This is a genomic window from Kordiimonas sp. (assembly GCF_965216265.1).
Taxonomy (GTDB): Bacteria; Pseudomonadota; Alphaproteobacteria; order Sphingomonadales; family Kordiimonadaceae; genus Kordiimonas.
Map to the genome: position 1 here is coordinate 3698282 of NZ_OZ244153.1, position 15256 is coordinate 3713537.

Here is a 15256-nt window from a genome sequence, read left to right on the forward strand (position 1 = left end):
CAAAGCCTTCAAGGAAACCGCAATAAGACGGGGAATTTTATGCCTGACGACGTTAAAGCTGGTCTGCTTGTAATTGGGGATGAGATACTCTCTGGCCGCACGCAGGACAAGAATATCTCCTATCTCGCGACATGGCTGAACGAGGCGGGTATCCAGCTTGCTGAGGTGCGCGTGGTGCCCGATATTGAAGGTGAAATCGCGGACGCGGTGAACGCACTCCGGGCACGCTATGACTATGTGTTCACCACAGGCGGCATTGGCCCGACCCATGACGATATCACGGTGGATAGTATCGCCGCAGCCTTCGGCGTGCCTGTGGTTACGCACAAAGAAGCCTATGCCCGGATGGAAGCCTATTATGGGGCCGAAAACTTCACCCCTGCGCGCCAGCGTATGGCGCGGGTGCCAGCGGGCGGTGAACTGGTTGACAACCCCGTTTCCATTGCGCCCGGCATCCGCATTGAAAATGTGTTCATCCTCGCGGGCGTGCCCAAGATCATGCAGGCGATGCTTGAGGATTTACGGCCGCTCCTCAAGAGTGGACGTAAGGTATGGACGCAGGCGCTGACCATTCATGTGGCTGAGAGCAAGATCGCGGATGGGCTTGGTGCCCTACAGGCTGCGCATGGCGGTGTGAGCATTGGCAGCTACCCGTTCTATCACGCAGGGGTAGGCGCCCAGGTGGTGATCCGTAGTCCGGACCAGGGGGCGGTTAGTGATGCCATGGAAGCCTTGCGTAATTTCTGCCGTGAAAACGCTTTTGCGACGGACGGACCAACTGAAATCGATTGAGTTTTCGAGTGTACCCCAAAAAAACACCAGCCGAGCAAGTTTGGGCGTTGTCCTACCAGAAATAATTGGTCTATAACGCCATCTGTTCCTGCCGCATGATCATGTGCCCGCATGGTGGAATTGGTAGACACACAAGACTTAAAATCTTGAGACCGTATGGTCGTACCGGTTCGAGTCCGGTTGCGGGTACCAAATTTTCAAATTTTAACCTCCATTATCATCTAATATTTCGCTGATTTGTGCGATTTATAGAGCAATTTGTCTCTAGTGTCGCATATTATCGCACATTGCCATCTACTGTATAAATGCGGTAAGATAGTCAGTAACAGCACATTGGCTTGGGTGGGGTTACTGCAATGACCGAGAATCAAAATTCAGATGGACCGGGAGAAAACTACAGAGCTCAGCCAAGACGAGGGCTGACGGATACCGCAATCAAACAGACCAAACCGTTAGAAAAACCGTTCCGGCTCACAGACGGCAAGGGCCTCTATATTCTTGTACAACCGTCAGGCGCGAAGTGGTGGCGTTTTGATTATTCTTTCGGCGGGCGCCGTAAAACCCTTTCAATGGGCACTTATCCCGATGTATCACTGAGCGAAGCGCGTGATAGTAGACACGAGGCCCGGCGCCAGTTGCGGGATGGAGTTGATCCATCGCACCACCGCAAACAGGAAAAGGTGTCAAAGCGGAATCTGTTTAAGGATGTTGCGGACGATTGGTTTAACGACCGCAAGCGCACTTGGTCCGAAACCTATGTAAAGCCTGTCAAATTTCGCCTCTATAAGTACATTCTTCCCGCATTGGGTGCCCGCCCGGTCAACGAGATCGAACCACCGGAGGTCCTGGCGTTTCTCCGGTCGCTTGGCGACAAACTTGAGACAGTTACCCGGTGCAAGCAGATATGTGGGCAGATATTTCGCTATGCGGTGGCTCATGGTCTGGCCAAGCGCGACCCGACGGCAGACTTGAGAGGAATCCTAACCCCTCCGAAAGCGAAGTCTATGGCTGCAATCACCGATCCCCGGAAAGTAGGTGGGTTGCTGAGGGCAATTGACGCTTATGAAGGCTATCCGGTAGTACGTCACGCATTGCGCTTGGCTCCTTTGGTGTTCGTCCGCCCTGGGGAATTGCGGCATATGGAGTGGGCGGAAGTCGACTTAAAGACTAGAGAATGGCGTATCCCCAAAGTGAAAACAAAAATGCGGGATGCACACCTAGTTCCGCTGTCCCGGCAAGCGGTGACGATAATCAAAGAGCTTCAGCCCCTTACTGGGCGCGGAAAGTATTTGTTCCCTAGTGTGAGGAGTTTTCAACGTCCGATTAGTGAGAACACGTTAAATGCCGCGCTGAGGCGTATGGGCTTTACAAAGGATGAGATGACCAGCCACGGTTTCCGGGCGATGGCTTCCACACTGCTGAATGAGCAAGGCTGGAAGCCTGATATTATCGAGCGCCAGTTGGCGCATGCTGAGCGAAACAAGGTACGAGCAGCATATAACCGTGCCGAGCATATCGCAGAGCGTACCAAAATGATGCAGGCGTGGGCGGACTATTTGCAGGCGTTGGCAGTGGGGGCAGACGTGGTATCATTCAAAGGCGGGATATTGGCATGAGCAAAAAGCGTCAGTTACCGCCCGGGGTGCCAAGTTCGGCTGTACGCGGCAATCACATCAATACGACTACCGCCCATCCGAGATCGATACAAGAAGAGTGTGATTCTCTTTCTGCCATCTCAAAGGCGGCAAGCGATGAAGGCCGCGACCCACACCACCACGCTAAATACATAATCAGTGACGCACGAGAATTCTTGGTCGAGCTCGACGAGCCAAGCAATCAAATGGATCTCTATTTTAGGAGCGATTCTCCCCCTGACAAGCCGGTTATTCTTGGGGAAGAAGAGCTTGAGCATCTCGCTCCAAGCGAGGTAATTGGCCCCATGCCATGGCCAACATATCTAGCCAAATATGGAGGCAGCGGGTCGTATGGACATTGGCATGATGTTGTTATCGCTGCGTGGTTGATTTACCACGGAACAAAGATGCTAGACCCATCACTTAGTCACGATGAAACGCTCATCCATTCCAAAGGATTTTGGCGGTGGCATGGGATCAATTGGGAATTTCGAGACCAGCAACGGATCTCCAGGCGCGGCGGGAGTTCTAGGCCCAATCCTGCTATGTACAACGCCATTAAAGAATTGGTGATCGCGAAACAATGGCTGGAAAAGGTAGGCCCCGCAGGAAGTGCAAGAAAATTGTTTACCTCATTTGGCAGCCGCCACACGGCGCGGAAGAATTCCTTTCAGACAACCAGATACCTGTTCTGGCGCCAAAGTGAGGACTTATATGTTGCTGAGCAAGATGGTCACCCGGACGACTGTATGTCAGTCCGTTTCGATCAATTCAAAGACTACTTCTACGAGGCGCGCAAAGAGTTGCGTAAAATTTTGGTGGGGAACCGGGCTAACCACCAAAACACCTAGCTATATTGGCCTCCAATGCAACGATATTGGAGGCAAAAATGAAATCATTTCTCAGGGTTCACGAAGTATCCGCCCGCACCGGATATGCTATATCAACCATTTATCTGAAGGTTTCTAAAGGGGAGTTCCCAGCTCCCGTCAAGCTTGGCGCACGTGCTAGCGCTTGGGACTCAGATGAGGTTTCTGCGTGGATGGATGAGCGTATCGCCGAACGCAACCAAGCAGCATGACCGCTTTTCAGTCTTTGTCACATGGCAGGGGCTGTCAGGCGGTAATGGGCGGCACGCCTTTAAACAGGTTCGCCCAAAAAGAAACGGCCCCTCACATGGCCTTAGAAACCGTGGGGACCGCTTCGCATTCGGAGAACGCAGTATGCGCGAAAAAACCAACGAACGCAAGATTTCAACAAATAATTGGCAACAGAAAACGCTCTGCCAGCGGTACAGAGTAAAACCCCACCTTGCAGGACTTTTTGCTAGTGCCATTTTCGGGGAGGTGCGCCATGTCTGAACGCTCTCTGTACCAAGTGAAGGAGTGCGGTGAAAGCCGCACTTTCACGCTAACAGCAAAGTCACAGACAGCAAAGGTGCTTAATCACCTAATTGCCAATGGCGAACACGGCGTTACCGCTCAAGAGGTCAGTTCCTGGCTCTTGCGCATGTCAGAATACATCCGCCGCCTGCGAGCAGACTATGGCTTGCACATCGTAACAGTGAAGGAAGAACACACTGACCCGTGGGGCAAACAGGGTTGGCACGGCCGGTATATCCTCAAGGATGCCGTGCGTATGGCATGCAATGAAGTGGAGGGCATCTAATGGCTGACGCTGAAATACCACTGTTTGTGCTCGACAAAAACGCCAGTGAAGAACTCTGTTTCATCAATTGCAAATTTCACGAGCACGAACTCATGGACATGCGGGTTCGGATGAAAGAAACGGGGCGCAAAACCAAAAAGGGCCTCACGCTGCGCATGGAGACCATTCCAGCCTTCATACAAGCACTGAGTGAGGCTTACAAAAAGGCAACTGCTGAGGCACCCTCGAAAGGGGGTGCCTAATGGCTGTAATTGTCAAGCAACCTTGGGAATATGAGTTCACCACGGAATGGGACCAGCAGAAGGCAGCAGACGCCAAGTGTGGCCTGTGCGCTCATAGATGCGGCAATGTAAAGGGGCTCTATCAGCATCTATACGATGTCCACCGCATTGGCTCCGATCCTAACGCCACGGAGGGGCTATAATGGCAGGCTTCGGCAAACCCACCAACACCGGCAGATCGAGCGGTAAGCATAACGGTCGGCGGAGGGAACATTTGAGTCCACCCGCAGACCAAGGCGGCTGGTGCTGGCATACTGCGGAACTGCTGGCATCCCCTGCATGGCGTGCGCAGTCCATCCATTGTCGTAAGCTAATCGACTTTCTTGAGCTCGAACATTGCCACCACTCAGGTCAGGAGAATGGACGCCTCAAGGCTACCTATAATCAGTTGGTGGGCTATGGCCTTTCCCGCAAACGCATTAGGGGGGCCATTGAGGAAGCTGAACACCTTGGATTGCTGGTAGTCACCACGCCAGGCGGTCGGAGAGGCCTTACCAATCAAGCCTCCCGCTATCGACTTACCTATTACGGTACTGTGCAGGGACACGACAGTTCTAGGCCCACCGATGACTGGCGCCATGTGAAGGAAAAGACCATCCTGCTATGGCGGCGAGCAGGCCAATCATTCAGCGCAAAAATTAAGAACAGAGTTCCCCCTGTGGGTACTACGGTAGTTCCCCCTGTGGGCACCACCAAGCCCACAACGCTGAAATTGGTAGGAACAAAAACCGCAGAAAACCGCCAATCATGAAAATGGCCCGTAGTTCCCCCTGTGGGTACTCCTATCTATATCTTGGTAGGGTACGGGGTAACGCGGGCACTTCACTACATCACCAACCAGCTCTGGAGGCCCCTATGAGCACGAATAAACCATCAAATAGCGCCCAAAATAAAATTGGCGCGAAACAAATTGCAGAAATTGGACGCCTGCAACTCATCAAAGCAGGTCTTTGTGTCGAGGCAAAGCATGTGGGTTTCACCGCTGCGGTGCATCCCATTTTGAACATGTTGGAGTATCGCTGCGAGGATATTGCAGGGCGAGAACGTACATACATTACCTCTGCGGGCATCATTGAAGGCAATCGAACTAGCCCTTTGATGCTTGTCTTTCGCTTAGTGGACGGGAAGCCGGTCACCGAGTGTGTAGTTCAGAAGGAAGTGCCCCTATGGGACTTGAAGCCTGAAAACTGGAAGCGTGGGGTTCAGGCTGCTGCGTTGGAGTTCTCGCTGGACTTTGCACATTTAGTTTATTCCGTAGTTCTCTCCGATGGGTGTTGGGCAGAGGTTAAGGCCAAGCCCATAATGGCTGGTGACCTTGAAGTACTGAAGTGCATGTTTTTCGCTTATCTTCATGCGTCCTTGGGCGGGAGTATGTTGGCCGGGTCGCTGGTCGTGGACGTTACCCAAGTAGGTGGCGGGCATGCATGCGAAATGTATCCCCCATTTGATAAGCATGAGGTCTTGGACGCCCATCCACTATCCGACGTGCGGAAGGTGATCCATTGATGAAAGCAGCACAGAAAGGCAGTGATGTGTCGGCAACGACAACAAGCCGTGAGGTCAAATATCGCCGTGAGTTTGCGAGGCAGGTCGAGAAGATTTGCGCGCTCGCAGCTACGGAGGCTGAGATTGCAGACTTCTTTGAAACTGACTTGGACACTCTGGAACGCTGGAAGGCTGAGCATTGGGAGTTTCAAGAGGCCTATAATGCCGGGATCGATAAAGCCAATGAACGAGTAAAGCGGGCCATTTATCACAAGGCGGTGGGGTACACATATGAGGATGTGCATTTTACCGTCTTTCGCGGCATGGTAATTAAGACGCCCTTCCAGAAGCACATCCCTCCTGACACCACCGCATGCATTTTTTGGCTAAGTAATCGCCTGCCGAACGAATGGAGCCGGAATCCTGACAGTGGACCAGGCGACGGAAATAATGCCGAACTGTTGGCGGAGCTAATTGAGAAGCTGCCTAATTGAGGCTTTAAGCTTTACCGATACGGCCCAAAATGGCATAATAAGGCCATGCGCGAGTGGCGGAGAAATGCCAGCTCGATTGTTATTGAACGACGCTGCTAACCCTGACGGGTTGGTGGCGTTTTTTGTTTTGGAGAAGCCTAATGGCTGTGGACTTAACAAAACTGGAGATACGTATCCAGTCACTGGAGGCAAAGCAGGGAGCTAAAAATCTCGATGGCCTCGGCAAGTCTGCTATGCGCACCGAAAAAGCGACCGCAGGCCTTACGGCTGCATTTCTCCGGCTGGCTGGTCCAGTGGCACTGGTGGCTGCCGGTGTTAAGGGTTTGACCGAGACTGTGCGTGTAACCCGCGAATTCGATATTCTCGGTGCCAGCCTTATTACCGCAACGGGGTCTGCGGAAGATGCAGAACTTGCCTTTAGCGCCCTCCAAGCCCTTGCCCAAGAAACCCCCTATGACCTTCAGCAGGTCACAAGTGCCTTTGTCACGCTCGTGAACCGAGGTCTTGACCCGTCTGAACGCGCCATGAGGTCCTACGGCGATACCGCAGCGGCTCTTGGTGGGCAGTTGGAAGAGTTTATTCGCGCCGTCGCACAGGGCACCGTGAACGAGTTTGAAAGCCTGAAGACATTCGGTGTAAGGGCAAAGAACCAGGGCGACACAATTGCTTTTACGTTCCGTGGAGTGACAGAGACTGTTAGAAACAACGCTCAGGACATCGAGCGCTACCTAATTGAGTTGGGCGAAATCAACTTTGCAGGCGCCATGGAAAAGCGAATGGAAACGCTTGATGGCGCCATTTCCAACCTCGGCGACGAATGGGACAAGCTTGTTCGCGATGTATCGAAGGCTGGTTTAGGTAGCGTAATTGAGTCCAGCGTACGAGGGGGCATTGAGGCACTTGAATTTCTCGGAATTCAGGTGCGCGCCCTCGCGGGAATGGAAACGCTTGCCGACGTAGAGCGAAACATTAAGTCTGCGGCAGATGAGTTGACGGTGGCGGAAGCCACCGTGGCTTCCCTCAAGGCGAGCGTGACAGACGGGTGGGTTGTGCCTCAATCGCTTGCAAAGGTTGTCAGCACGATCCGGGGTATCGAAGATTCAATTGAGCAGTCCGAGATAGCATCCGCTACAGCGGAGGTGACACGCTTGAAAGCGGCGTTGGCGGAGCTTCAAGACCAGAGAGACCTGCTTGAAAAAGCAAAGGATTCCGAAGACGTTCTCGCTCGCTACAGGGCGGTTTCCTCTGGCGACACCTCACAGTATGACGCGCTGGTGCGTAGCCTTATGACCGAAGAGGAGGCTATCAAAGCTTCGTATGACGACCGCTTGAATGTTGTTAAGGCCCGGCTGTCCAGCATCAATAACGCTATCAAGATATCGGAAGCCGCGTTGCAGGAAGAAATTACCGACGAGCAGCGCAAGTCGATTGAAGCGCGCATAGCTGGCTTCAAGGATGAGAAAGAAGGGGTGTTATCCGAACAAGCCGACCTTATCCACCGCATTGAAATTGCCTATGCGGAGGCTCGCGCCACCGACATAGTTAACCTGCAAGCGGATCTGATGACGCAGGCCGAAATGTACCGCGCCGCGTACAATGAGAGGCAAGATATTATCGACCGGGACAATACGCTCACGGATGAAAAGCGCAACGAGCTGACAAGGCGCAATCAAATGCGCTTCGATGAAGAGACGCAGGCATTAGTTGACGCTGAAACCCGGCGCCAGTTCAAACTCGATGAAGCCCGTGTCGCAGCCACCGCAAGCCTTCAAAGCTTGACCGACCGGCTCATGACTGAGTCAGAAGCTTACCTCTTCCACTATGATTATGTTGCGCAGGCTGAGCGCGAGCACCAACGCCTTCTTGATGAAATCAGGACCAATGCTTACCTGACGGAACAGCAACGAAATGACGCCTACCTGAAGGAAGAAGTTCGGTTTCAAGAGGCCCGCCGAAATGCAGCCATACAATCCGATACCATGCGTTTGCACAGCGCATCCGCCACAGCTCAAAGCCTGGGGCAGATCGCTGAGGGTATGTTCGGGGAACAGTCCAAGGCTGCGAGGGTTATGTTTGCTATCAACAAGGGCTTCACAATCGCACAGGGAAGCCTGGCGACCCTTGGGGCAATTGGCGAGGCAATGAAGATGCCATTTCCTGCAAACATTCCCCTGATTGCCCAAGCCACGGCACAGGGCGCCTCACTTATGGCGAATATTCGCGGTGTTGAATACTCAGGTGCATATGACGCGGGTGGCTTCATCCCGGCTGGAAAGTGGGGCATTGCGGGCGAGATCGGCCCGGAGGTTGTCGAGGGTCCTGCTCGGATCACGTCACGCCGGGAAACAGCAGCGCTTGCCCGTCAGGCAATGAGCGGTGGAGGTGGCAAATCGGTGTCTATAGGTACGCTACTCAAGATCGAATGGGCCGGGGGCACCAATGAAAACCCCGATGAATTTGCATACAAGGTGGTTAACATCCTCAAAAGTGAAATGCGTACTAACGGCGCGTTGGAGGCTCTTGCCTCATGACAAAAGCGAGCAATAAAGTTTCACCGGCCCCTGATAAAACAACAAAAAAACAGGGCTTCAAGAAAGGACGCTCCGGCAATCCCCGAGGGCGCCCTTTAGGCTCACGCAATCGCCAAATAAGGGCGCTGGAGGCACTACTTGATGGTCAGGCAGTGGAACTAACCCAAAAGTGCATAGATAAGGCCATGGAGGGCGACACAACCGCCCTGCGGCTCTGTATGGAAAGAATCCTGCCGGTGAGGAAGGGTAAGCCGGTGAATTTCAAGCTTGGAAGCCTCGATACAGCAGCCGACGTATCACAGGCGTTCTCTGACACCCTGCAAGCTGTAGCTTCGGGTGATTTGACCCCCGAAGAGGGTGGCATGATTTATTCAATGCTCGACGGCAAGCGAAAGGCAATCGAGACATGTTCGTTTGAGGATCGTATCGCGCAATTGATGGAGGCAGCGAATGAACGCTTCACTTAGGGCACGCATTGCGAAACTGGAGGATATATTTGGTGGGGCCGGGGTGGTGGAGCCTGTGCCGGTCCTAATTGAAGGCACAGACGAATTTAATGCATACCGCAGAGACCCGTCCATTCACGCCAACACAGCCCCCATCATTGTTCGGGTGATGGACGCTCGCAAGGAGTCACCAGTTCCCGCCTAACAGCTTTACACCGCATTCGAGATTGAGCGGTATTCCCTGTCAGGGTCAACCTGGTGCTGACAATGACCACATACCCCCGCATTCTTGGGGATGGTCATTTGGCACCGGCTACATGCCTTCCCTGTGTGTTCCGTGCCTATGAGGAATATTGAGGCAAGAAGCGGTGTGCAAAAGACGCTGATTAAAAACCAGCCGATGAAAGACCTGTCACGCAGGGCAATTGCGGCATACGCTACACACAGACTAAAATAAAGGTAGGTCAACACGCTCAATGAGCTGAGAATGCCAACTGCCCCAACAGCATCGTATTCGTTGTACATGAAATTCCCCCCATGCTTGACCTCGAGAAGATAGCATAATGCCGTAGGTGGTGCAGCTATATTGCCTATCTATTGAAAATTCGAAACAGTACGCACGTTTTTCCATCTTTTTTGATAGGCTTAATTTAAGTATTAAGGGGGGTGGCCGATGAAAAATGTTCTGGTCTTTCTAATGGTGGCACTATTCACTGGCGAAGTTCGTGCCCAGGTCGTTGTAGATGTAATGAAAATCGCGGGTAAAACCGAAAAGGAAGTTACAGCCTATCTCGGTGAACCGTTGAGCTGTGCGGCTATTAAATGTGGTCCAAAGTGTGTGTATGCTAAAGGAGAAACCGAAATAGTATTCGTTGACGGCAAGGCAGACTGGATTACCGTCGACGCAATGGATCATATGTCCTTTTCGCCGTCTGCACTTAGCGCACTTGGCCTCGTTGCAAAAAAGCCGGACTTTTTGAATCCTAAATTTGTATACAGATGGTACTCGTTTCCAGGCGTGTTAGATGTCTCAATCTTTAGAGGCAAGGTGAATACAGATTATGCCTACATACAGGTCAATAACCATGTTGCCAGCAAGCAGTGTCCACTCCCCGTAAAGGGGCAGGTTCAAGCTTCAGTTGCGTCGAGCGACGATCAAACTATGCCTGAAAACATGGCCCAAATTCAGTTGGGGGCCTACGGAAGTTCGCAAATGGCATATGACGCATGGGGCCAGATCAAAAATACGGCTCCCGAGGATATCCGAGAACTAACTCCTGACGTTATAAAGGTTAGCTATGGAGGGAGGGACTTCTATCGCCTGAGAGTTGGTCCCATCGTAAATCCCAAGGCGGTTTGTGACGCTTTGCGCGCAAAACGACAGGCATGCATTGAGGTGCCGGACTAGCAGGTGAAATCAGAGTCTGACAATCTGCATACATGCCTGCGCTAACAGGTAGCATTGTGCATCACTCTGCACGGTTTTTCTCAATAGCCAAGCAACCGGATATCGGGCTCCGCCAGCCGCTTGACGGTATCGAGTGGTGTGATGTTTGTCAGGTGTGCAAAGCTTTTCATGATTTTGGTGAACCTCTCTTTGCCGCCCTCGAACTCGCAAAGGTCAGTGGTCTTATCGAACGATTCTGCGTCACACTCAACAAAGAATGCCATTTGATACAGAACGTCCTCCACGCAGTTGCACTGGTAGTTGTCGATGGCATGTAGATGAGTTTCTAATTTTTGCAGAAGCCGGGCACCTATATCGCCAACAGCATTAAAATGCTCGTCTTCATGATCGTATAATTCCCGGTTCACCTCTTCATATTCAGATATGAGTTTCAGGATGCCTGCGCCCCGATCACTTTCCGCAGGAACATCCGTAGCGCCTAACGCGGCGACTGAAGTAAGAGCGATGGCAGCGGCACCACCACCGAGGACTGAACGGCGGCTGATATTGGTTTCGTGGGTTGGCTGGTTGGTCATTTTCTTTCCTCACATAATTGATTTAATTCGTTCACCTGACACCGACTTTTTGCGCAGACTGTATTGGTAGGATCAGTGGCAAACGTGCCCCGTACTCTTAGCGCTCACCTCATCCAACATTTCCCGCAGTGCTTCATATCCCTTGCGGACTATGGTGAGGTCGTCATGGTTCTTTCCGCCATGAGTGCGAGCTATTCTACTAAGGAACTGGCGCAACTGTGTTTGGTAGTGGTTTGCGGTTTCTGCGTTCCCTTCTTCCAGCGCGGTTTCAATTTTCGACTGAGTAGCTTCCCAAGGCCCTAGAAGTCGTCCCGGTGCGTCATGTAAGTATTGTTCGAGGGTGTAGGGGCTATGCGGGCATGTACCCTCTTTGCCGCCGTTGCGCGCCGCCTGTGCCATAAGCGAGCCAATCACACAGCCGCTGCACATAAGACCGCGCGTGCTTGCGTCGAGCAGGTCGAGGCAGGTAGAACCAGTGTTGTATTGGATTGCGATATGGCTCGCGCTTACCTCTGACACGATGCCGCCGTTGCGTCGGTCACCGACCTTGGGGGGAATAATTGAATGGGCAGTCATTATGTAATACTCCTCCGTTCACAGAAATCAGTGTTTCTGTGCGTGATTATCTGTTGAATGTACTCGATTACACTTTTAATATAATATCAGACACCCTATATGTAAATAGGTTTGGGTAATAAATTACACTTTTAATGTAAAAATAGAGGCAGCATGACCATTACGGGCGAACAAATTCGAGCCGCGCGCGAGCTAATCCGCTGGCGTCAAAGCAATCTTGCAGAACAGTCTGGTGTATCGCTTGATACGATAAAACGGCTAGAGGCGATTAGAGGTGAGGTTTCAGCCAATGTCCGCACTGTGGATGCTATAGTGCAGACTTTCCGTGATGCGGGCGTGAGGTTTCTTGAGAAGTCGAATGATGCGGGCGTGGGTGTGAGGGTAATGGAGCGTGAAGAATAGGCCCTCAGTTTCGCAAAGGTAGAAGGCTGGCAAATTTTCCCCCGGCATGGTTAACTGGAGTGCGGCGCACAAAGTCTAAAAGCGCTTGTATTTGCAGGAGGGTAGCATGCGGAACATATTCATTTTGTTGGTGGGCTTACTGATGTCAGCGTGCACGGCGCCGCAATACAACTATGTGCCTACTACAATTGACGTCAGTGAGCCGCCATTGGGTGAGGTGCGCCAAGTCAGTGTTGGTGACACACTGCTGCGACAAGGGGTCTATACTGAACAGGATGCGATTCAGATTGGCGATAAGTTTTCTGCGGGATTATTTGGAGAATATACAATTCAGCCTGGGTATTACCTGAAGGTGGGTGAGGACAAAAAATCAGAATTCTATGAGGCTGAAGCGAGCCCCTCTGGTGGGCGAATTGTGAAAGCGGCTTTGGCCGACCCCGCTCAGTCACTGCAGGTATTGAAGCAGAAAGACAGCGTTTGTGTGGTCACGGTGTATGGCAGTACGTCGTGTGAGAAAAATGTTCGGTTTGTCCGTCTTAAACGCCCATCGCTATCAGCAAACTCTTTTCAGCAAGCGCTGATTTACAGCGGTCGAGTGGGCAATAAAATCAATATTGGATATCGAGAATTTTCAAGCAACCTTGCGCGTCCAGCGTTTAACAATGACGTTGAGTATGACCTAACTACTTCCAGCGCCATAGCCTACAAAGGCGCCGAGCTAGAAATCCTTGAAGCTACCAATCAGTTTATCCGATATAGGCTTCTGCGGAACTTCAATACAGATTAACGCCATTTCAAATCGAGCGCAGTGTCCGGGAGGCAAGGACAAAGGTTCGTGAGGCCCCACCATACACTACGGAACCTTTCGGCTATACCGTTGAGCCAGTTACGTTTCTCAATTGGCTTTTTCCGATGCACAAAAGCTAATTTGGTGCTCTAAGCCACACAGAGGGCACGCCCACTCATATCCAACAACTATTTGGTCAGTCCAAAGAATGGCTTCACCATGACATTGGTCATCAACACACGGAATTTTGGACTGATGAGGTTTCAATTTGGGAGAGCCATCAGTAGCATCTTTAATTGTATAGCCCGCCCCACAATTGAAGCATTTACCCCTATTCACTTCCTTCTTTGGGTCTACAAATATGCGTAGGGGCTGGTCGCATCTGAGGCACTCTGGCAGGCACACTTCTACATTTATCCGTATATTCCACATATTGGAATTGAGAACGCTTTCAATTAAGTCCGATATATCGATACATCTTTTGCGCATTCTGAGAAAATCCGGGGAGCCGGACTTGGATAGCTGTGCGAGTGTTGGCGTATGCAAGAAGCTTCCTAGTGCGTCATAGTGTTTTTTAACGTCCTGCAGTGTCAATGACACCTCCGCACCAATTTTCACCCAACGCTTTCCTGTTTTGCTGGCGGTGTCGTCTACTTCCAAACTTAGTTCGGTGCCCTTCCAGGCAATTGGATTAACTGCCAACATTAAATCCAATACCTTTCGTGGTTGCCAAGTTTCGAGGTCATTACAGCTGAGTTCATCTCGATATTTATAGGCGCGACTGTAGACGATGGACTCGATGGCCAGGCGAAGCTCTAGGGCAGCGCTTCTAATCAAATAGTTGTCAGTTTCGGCAAGGTACTTCTTTGCTCGAGTGAGGCTCTCTTTCGCTAGGCACCGCAGCTTGAAATCTAGGCTCTCATTCATCGCAACTTTCCCGCTAAAGGCTGGAATGTAGGTATGCCGAAAACGCTACAGCATTTGTATACCGTAGAGTGTATGATACCTCTTGCCGCACTTGATTTATCCGATATGGAAAGGATTATCTATTTGGCCCCCAAATCAGCCTTGCTAGGAGAATATCTTCTTCACTTTCGGTCGTCAGCGTTATTTCGAAATCAAAGTTCTCATCGCGCCGCCATTTAATGTTTTCCCGTATCAGACCATTGTCCGAACGCTGTACCATCTCATCGATCCTTCGCTCAATTCGACTTTGGTGGATACCAGTTCCCTTCATGTGCAATCGAACTGCGGGCATTTCTCTATATTCCGTAGATATTATTCAACAATCCACTCAGCCTCACGCCAGCTTGCTTGATACGTTCCCTCACCAGAATTCCAAACTTGTCCTCATACGCATCCTGTGTCACCACGGTGCGTTGTGGGCCACCGCTATAGGTCAACTCTGTCTCAGAATATGCGCATACGCCGTTATCCATGATGCAGTATCCCACGTTGGACTGCTGCGCGATGGTATAGGATTCATTCGCCCAATCCACCGCATCGCTATTTAACCATGCGGTGCGCTCGGCATCTGTGATTTCGCCCCACAGTGCGTCACCGAAGGCACCCCTGTCTTGCTTGAGGCGGTATCCCCCTTCCATCATCTGGTCGCGGGGTATGCAGGTATCCCATACCGCATGGAGCTTATCATTGCAGCCGGTAGCGTCTGCGAGCACATCATTGCCTCCTCTGTCATCCGCGTAGGAAACATGCAGAGGCTGGTGGATATCGCCGAGCCAATGTCCGAGAAACTTCAGTGCTTTTAGTTTCGAAACGTCGTCAGCCGTCGGGTCGGTCAGGACGTGGGACTCATGTTCGATAGCCCTTAGCAGGCAATGCTGAGCAATGTTGCCACGCTTATCGAAGCAATCGCCAGCGATGGCGGTGGTGCCACGAGGTATGTTGATATAGTGGTCAGAGCTACGAGGCTTCAGATCGGCGGGGAATTCGTTGTAGCGGTCGGGCCAGCGGCATCCAACCCTGAATAGACGGTCATCTGCGTCTGGTTCCAGAACAATCAGCCTGTCAACTTCCGCTCGGGCCTTATCGGTAAGCTCCTTATAGGCAATCTGGCAGATGGCCTCGTGGCCTTCTTGTCCATATGCCCACGTAGGCACGCTGCAAAACAACACTGCGACAATCATTGCTATGACGCGCATTTCCCCCTCCACACG

At 51.7% G+C, this 15256-nt stretch carries 20 protein-coding genes and 1 tRNA gene; 17 read left to right on the top strand and 4 right to left on the bottom strand.

The features are described from left to right. Positions 1 to 39 precede the first annotated feature (39 nt). The 15 genes from ACOOGA_RS17080 to ACOOGA_RS17150 all read left to right on the top strand — a co-directional run bounded on the left by ACOOGA_RS17080 (position 40) and on the right by ACOOGA_RS17150 (position 10739). On the top strand, positions 40 to 792 hold the full coding sequence (locus ACOOGA_RS17080; RefSeq protein WP_417462025.1) for a competence/damage-inducible protein A: 753 nt from the start codon (positions 40 to 42) through the stop codon (positions 790 to 792). Between the two features lie 105 nt (positions 793 to 897). Beyond that, positions 898 to 984: transfer RNA gene (locus tag ACOOGA_RS17085), tRNA-Leu, on the top strand. 164 nt (positions 985 to 1148) lie between these two features. Continuing rightward, on the top strand, positions 1149 to 2408 hold the full coding sequence (locus ACOOGA_RS17090; protein WP_420429064.1) for a tyrosine-type recombinase/integrase: 1260 nt from the start codon (positions 1149 to 1151) through the stop codon (positions 2406 to 2408). Next, positions 2405 to 3277, top strand: coding sequence for a hypothetical protein (locus ACOOGA_RS17095; protein ID WP_420429066.1), 873 nt, complete (start codon positions 2405 to 2407; stop codon positions 3275 to 3277). The genes ACOOGA_RS17090 and ACOOGA_RS17095 overlap by 4 nt, the downstream gene beginning before the upstream one ends. 38 nt (positions 3278 to 3315) lie before the next feature. Further along, positions 3316 to 3507 (top strand): helix-turn-helix transcriptional regulator, encoded by a 192-nt coding sequence (locus tag ACOOGA_RS17100; RefSeq protein WP_420429068.1) that lies wholly within the window; start codon positions 3316 to 3318, stop codon positions 3505 to 3507. A 272-nt stretch (positions 3508 to 3779) separates the two neighbouring features. Beyond that, entirely contained in the window at positions 3780 to 4094 is a 315-nt protein-coding gene (locus tag ACOOGA_RS17105; RefSeq protein WP_420429070.1) for a winged helix domain-containing protein, read from the top strand. Continuing rightward, positions 4094 to 4336 carry a hypothetical protein gene (locus ACOOGA_RS17110; protein WP_420429072.1) on the top strand — a complete coding sequence of 81 codons (243 nt, stop codon included), beginning with the start codon at positions 4094 to 4096 and terminating at the stop codon, positions 4334 to 4336. Before ACOOGA_RS17105 ends, ACOOGA_RS17110 begins: the two co-directional genes overlap by 1 nt. Continuing rightward, positions 4336 to 4518 carry a hypothetical protein gene (locus ACOOGA_RS17115; protein WP_420429074.1) on the top strand — a complete coding sequence of 61 codons (183 nt, stop codon included), beginning with the start codon at positions 4336 to 4338 and terminating at the stop codon, positions 4516 to 4518. Before ACOOGA_RS17110 ends, ACOOGA_RS17115 begins: the two co-directional genes overlap by 1 nt. A gap of 71 nt (positions 4519 to 4589) precedes the next feature. Next, positions 4590 to 5126, top strand: a complete 537-nt coding sequence (locus tag ACOOGA_RS17120) for a hypothetical protein (RefSeq protein ID WP_420429076.1) — start codon at positions 4590 to 4592, stop codon at positions 5124 to 5126. 104 nt (positions 5127 to 5230) lie between these two features. Beyond that, positions 5231 to 5881, top strand: coding sequence for a hypothetical protein (locus ACOOGA_RS17125; RefSeq protein WP_420429078.1), 651 nt, complete (start codon positions 5231 to 5233; stop codon positions 5879 to 5881). Then, a complete protein-coding gene (locus ACOOGA_RS17130; RefSeq protein ID WP_420429080.1) occupies positions 5881 to 6354 on the top strand; it encodes a hypothetical protein in 474 nt (157 codons plus the stop codon). The genes ACOOGA_RS17125 and ACOOGA_RS17130 overlap by 1 nt, the downstream gene beginning before the upstream one ends. Positions 6355 to 6494: 140 nt before the next feature. After that, positions 6495 to 8885 (top strand): tape measure protein, encoded by a 2391-nt coding sequence (locus ACOOGA_RS17135; RefSeq protein ID WP_420429082.1) that lies wholly within the window; start codon positions 6495 to 6497, stop codon positions 8883 to 8885. After that, a complete protein-coding gene (locus tag ACOOGA_RS17140) occupies positions 8882 to 9352 on the top strand; it encodes a DUF5681 domain-containing protein (protein ID WP_420429084.1) in 471 nt (156 codons plus the stop codon). Before ACOOGA_RS17135 ends, ACOOGA_RS17140 begins: the two co-directional genes overlap by 4 nt. Then, positions 9336 to 9536, top strand: coding sequence for a hypothetical protein (locus ACOOGA_RS17145; protein ID WP_420429086.1), 201 nt, complete (start codon positions 9336 to 9338; stop codon positions 9534 to 9536). Before ACOOGA_RS17140 ends, ACOOGA_RS17145 begins: the two co-directional genes overlap by 17 nt. Positions 9537 to 10004: 468 nt before the next feature. Beyond that, the gene (locus ACOOGA_RS17150; protein WP_420429088.1) at positions 10005 to 10739 is read left to right on the top strand and encodes an SPOR domain-containing protein; all 735 of its coding nucleotides are present in this window, start codon (positions 10005 to 10007) and stop codon (positions 10737 to 10739) included. An 80-nt stretch (positions 10740 to 10819) separates the two neighbouring features. Here the strand turns inward: ACOOGA_RS17150 and ACOOGA_RS17155 are convergent, their stop codons facing one another. Both ACOOGA_RS17155 and ACOOGA_RS17160 read right to left on the bottom strand, forming a co-directional pair. Further along, a complete protein-coding gene (locus ACOOGA_RS17155) occupies positions 10820 to 11314 on the bottom strand; it encodes a twin-arginine translocation signal domain-containing protein (RefSeq protein ID WP_420429090.1) in 495 nt (164 codons plus the stop codon). A 72-nt stretch (positions 11315 to 11386) separates the two neighbouring features. Beyond that, on the bottom strand, positions 11387 to 11890 hold the full coding sequence (locus ACOOGA_RS17160) for a hypothetical protein (RefSeq protein WP_420429092.1): 504 nt from the start codon (positions 11888 to 11890) through the stop codon (positions 11387 to 11389). Between the two features lie 153 nt (positions 11891 to 12043). On the opposite strand from ACOOGA_RS17160, the gene ACOOGA_RS17165 reads away from it, so the two are divergent. Next, positions 12044 to 12292, top strand: coding sequence for a helix-turn-helix domain-containing protein (locus ACOOGA_RS17165; protein WP_420429094.1), 249 nt, complete (start codon positions 12044 to 12046; stop codon positions 12290 to 12292). A 106-nt stretch (positions 12293 to 12398) separates the two neighbouring features. After that, positions 12399 to 13079: a hypothetical protein gene (locus ACOOGA_RS17170; RefSeq protein WP_420429096.1), complete on the top strand. Its 681-nt coding sequence runs from the start codon at positions 12399 to 12401 to the stop codon at positions 13077 to 13079. A 108-nt stretch (positions 13080 to 13187) separates the two neighbouring features. On the opposite strand, the gene ACOOGA_RS17175 is transcribed toward ACOOGA_RS17170, so the two are convergent. Both ACOOGA_RS17175 and ACOOGA_RS17180 read right to left on the bottom strand, forming a co-directional pair. Beyond that, the gene (locus ACOOGA_RS17175; protein WP_420429098.1) at positions 13188 to 14006 is read right to left on the bottom strand and encodes a hypothetical protein; all 819 of its coding nucleotides are present in this window, start codon (positions 14004 to 14006) and stop codon (positions 13188 to 13190) included. A gap of 335 nt (positions 14007 to 14341) precedes the next feature. Next, complete coding sequence (locus tag ACOOGA_RS17180; protein WP_420429100.1) at positions 14342 to 15241, bottom strand: S1/P1 nuclease; 900 nt, start codon at positions 15239 to 15241, stop codon at positions 14342 to 14344. Positions 15242 to 15256 lie beyond the last annotated feature (15 nt).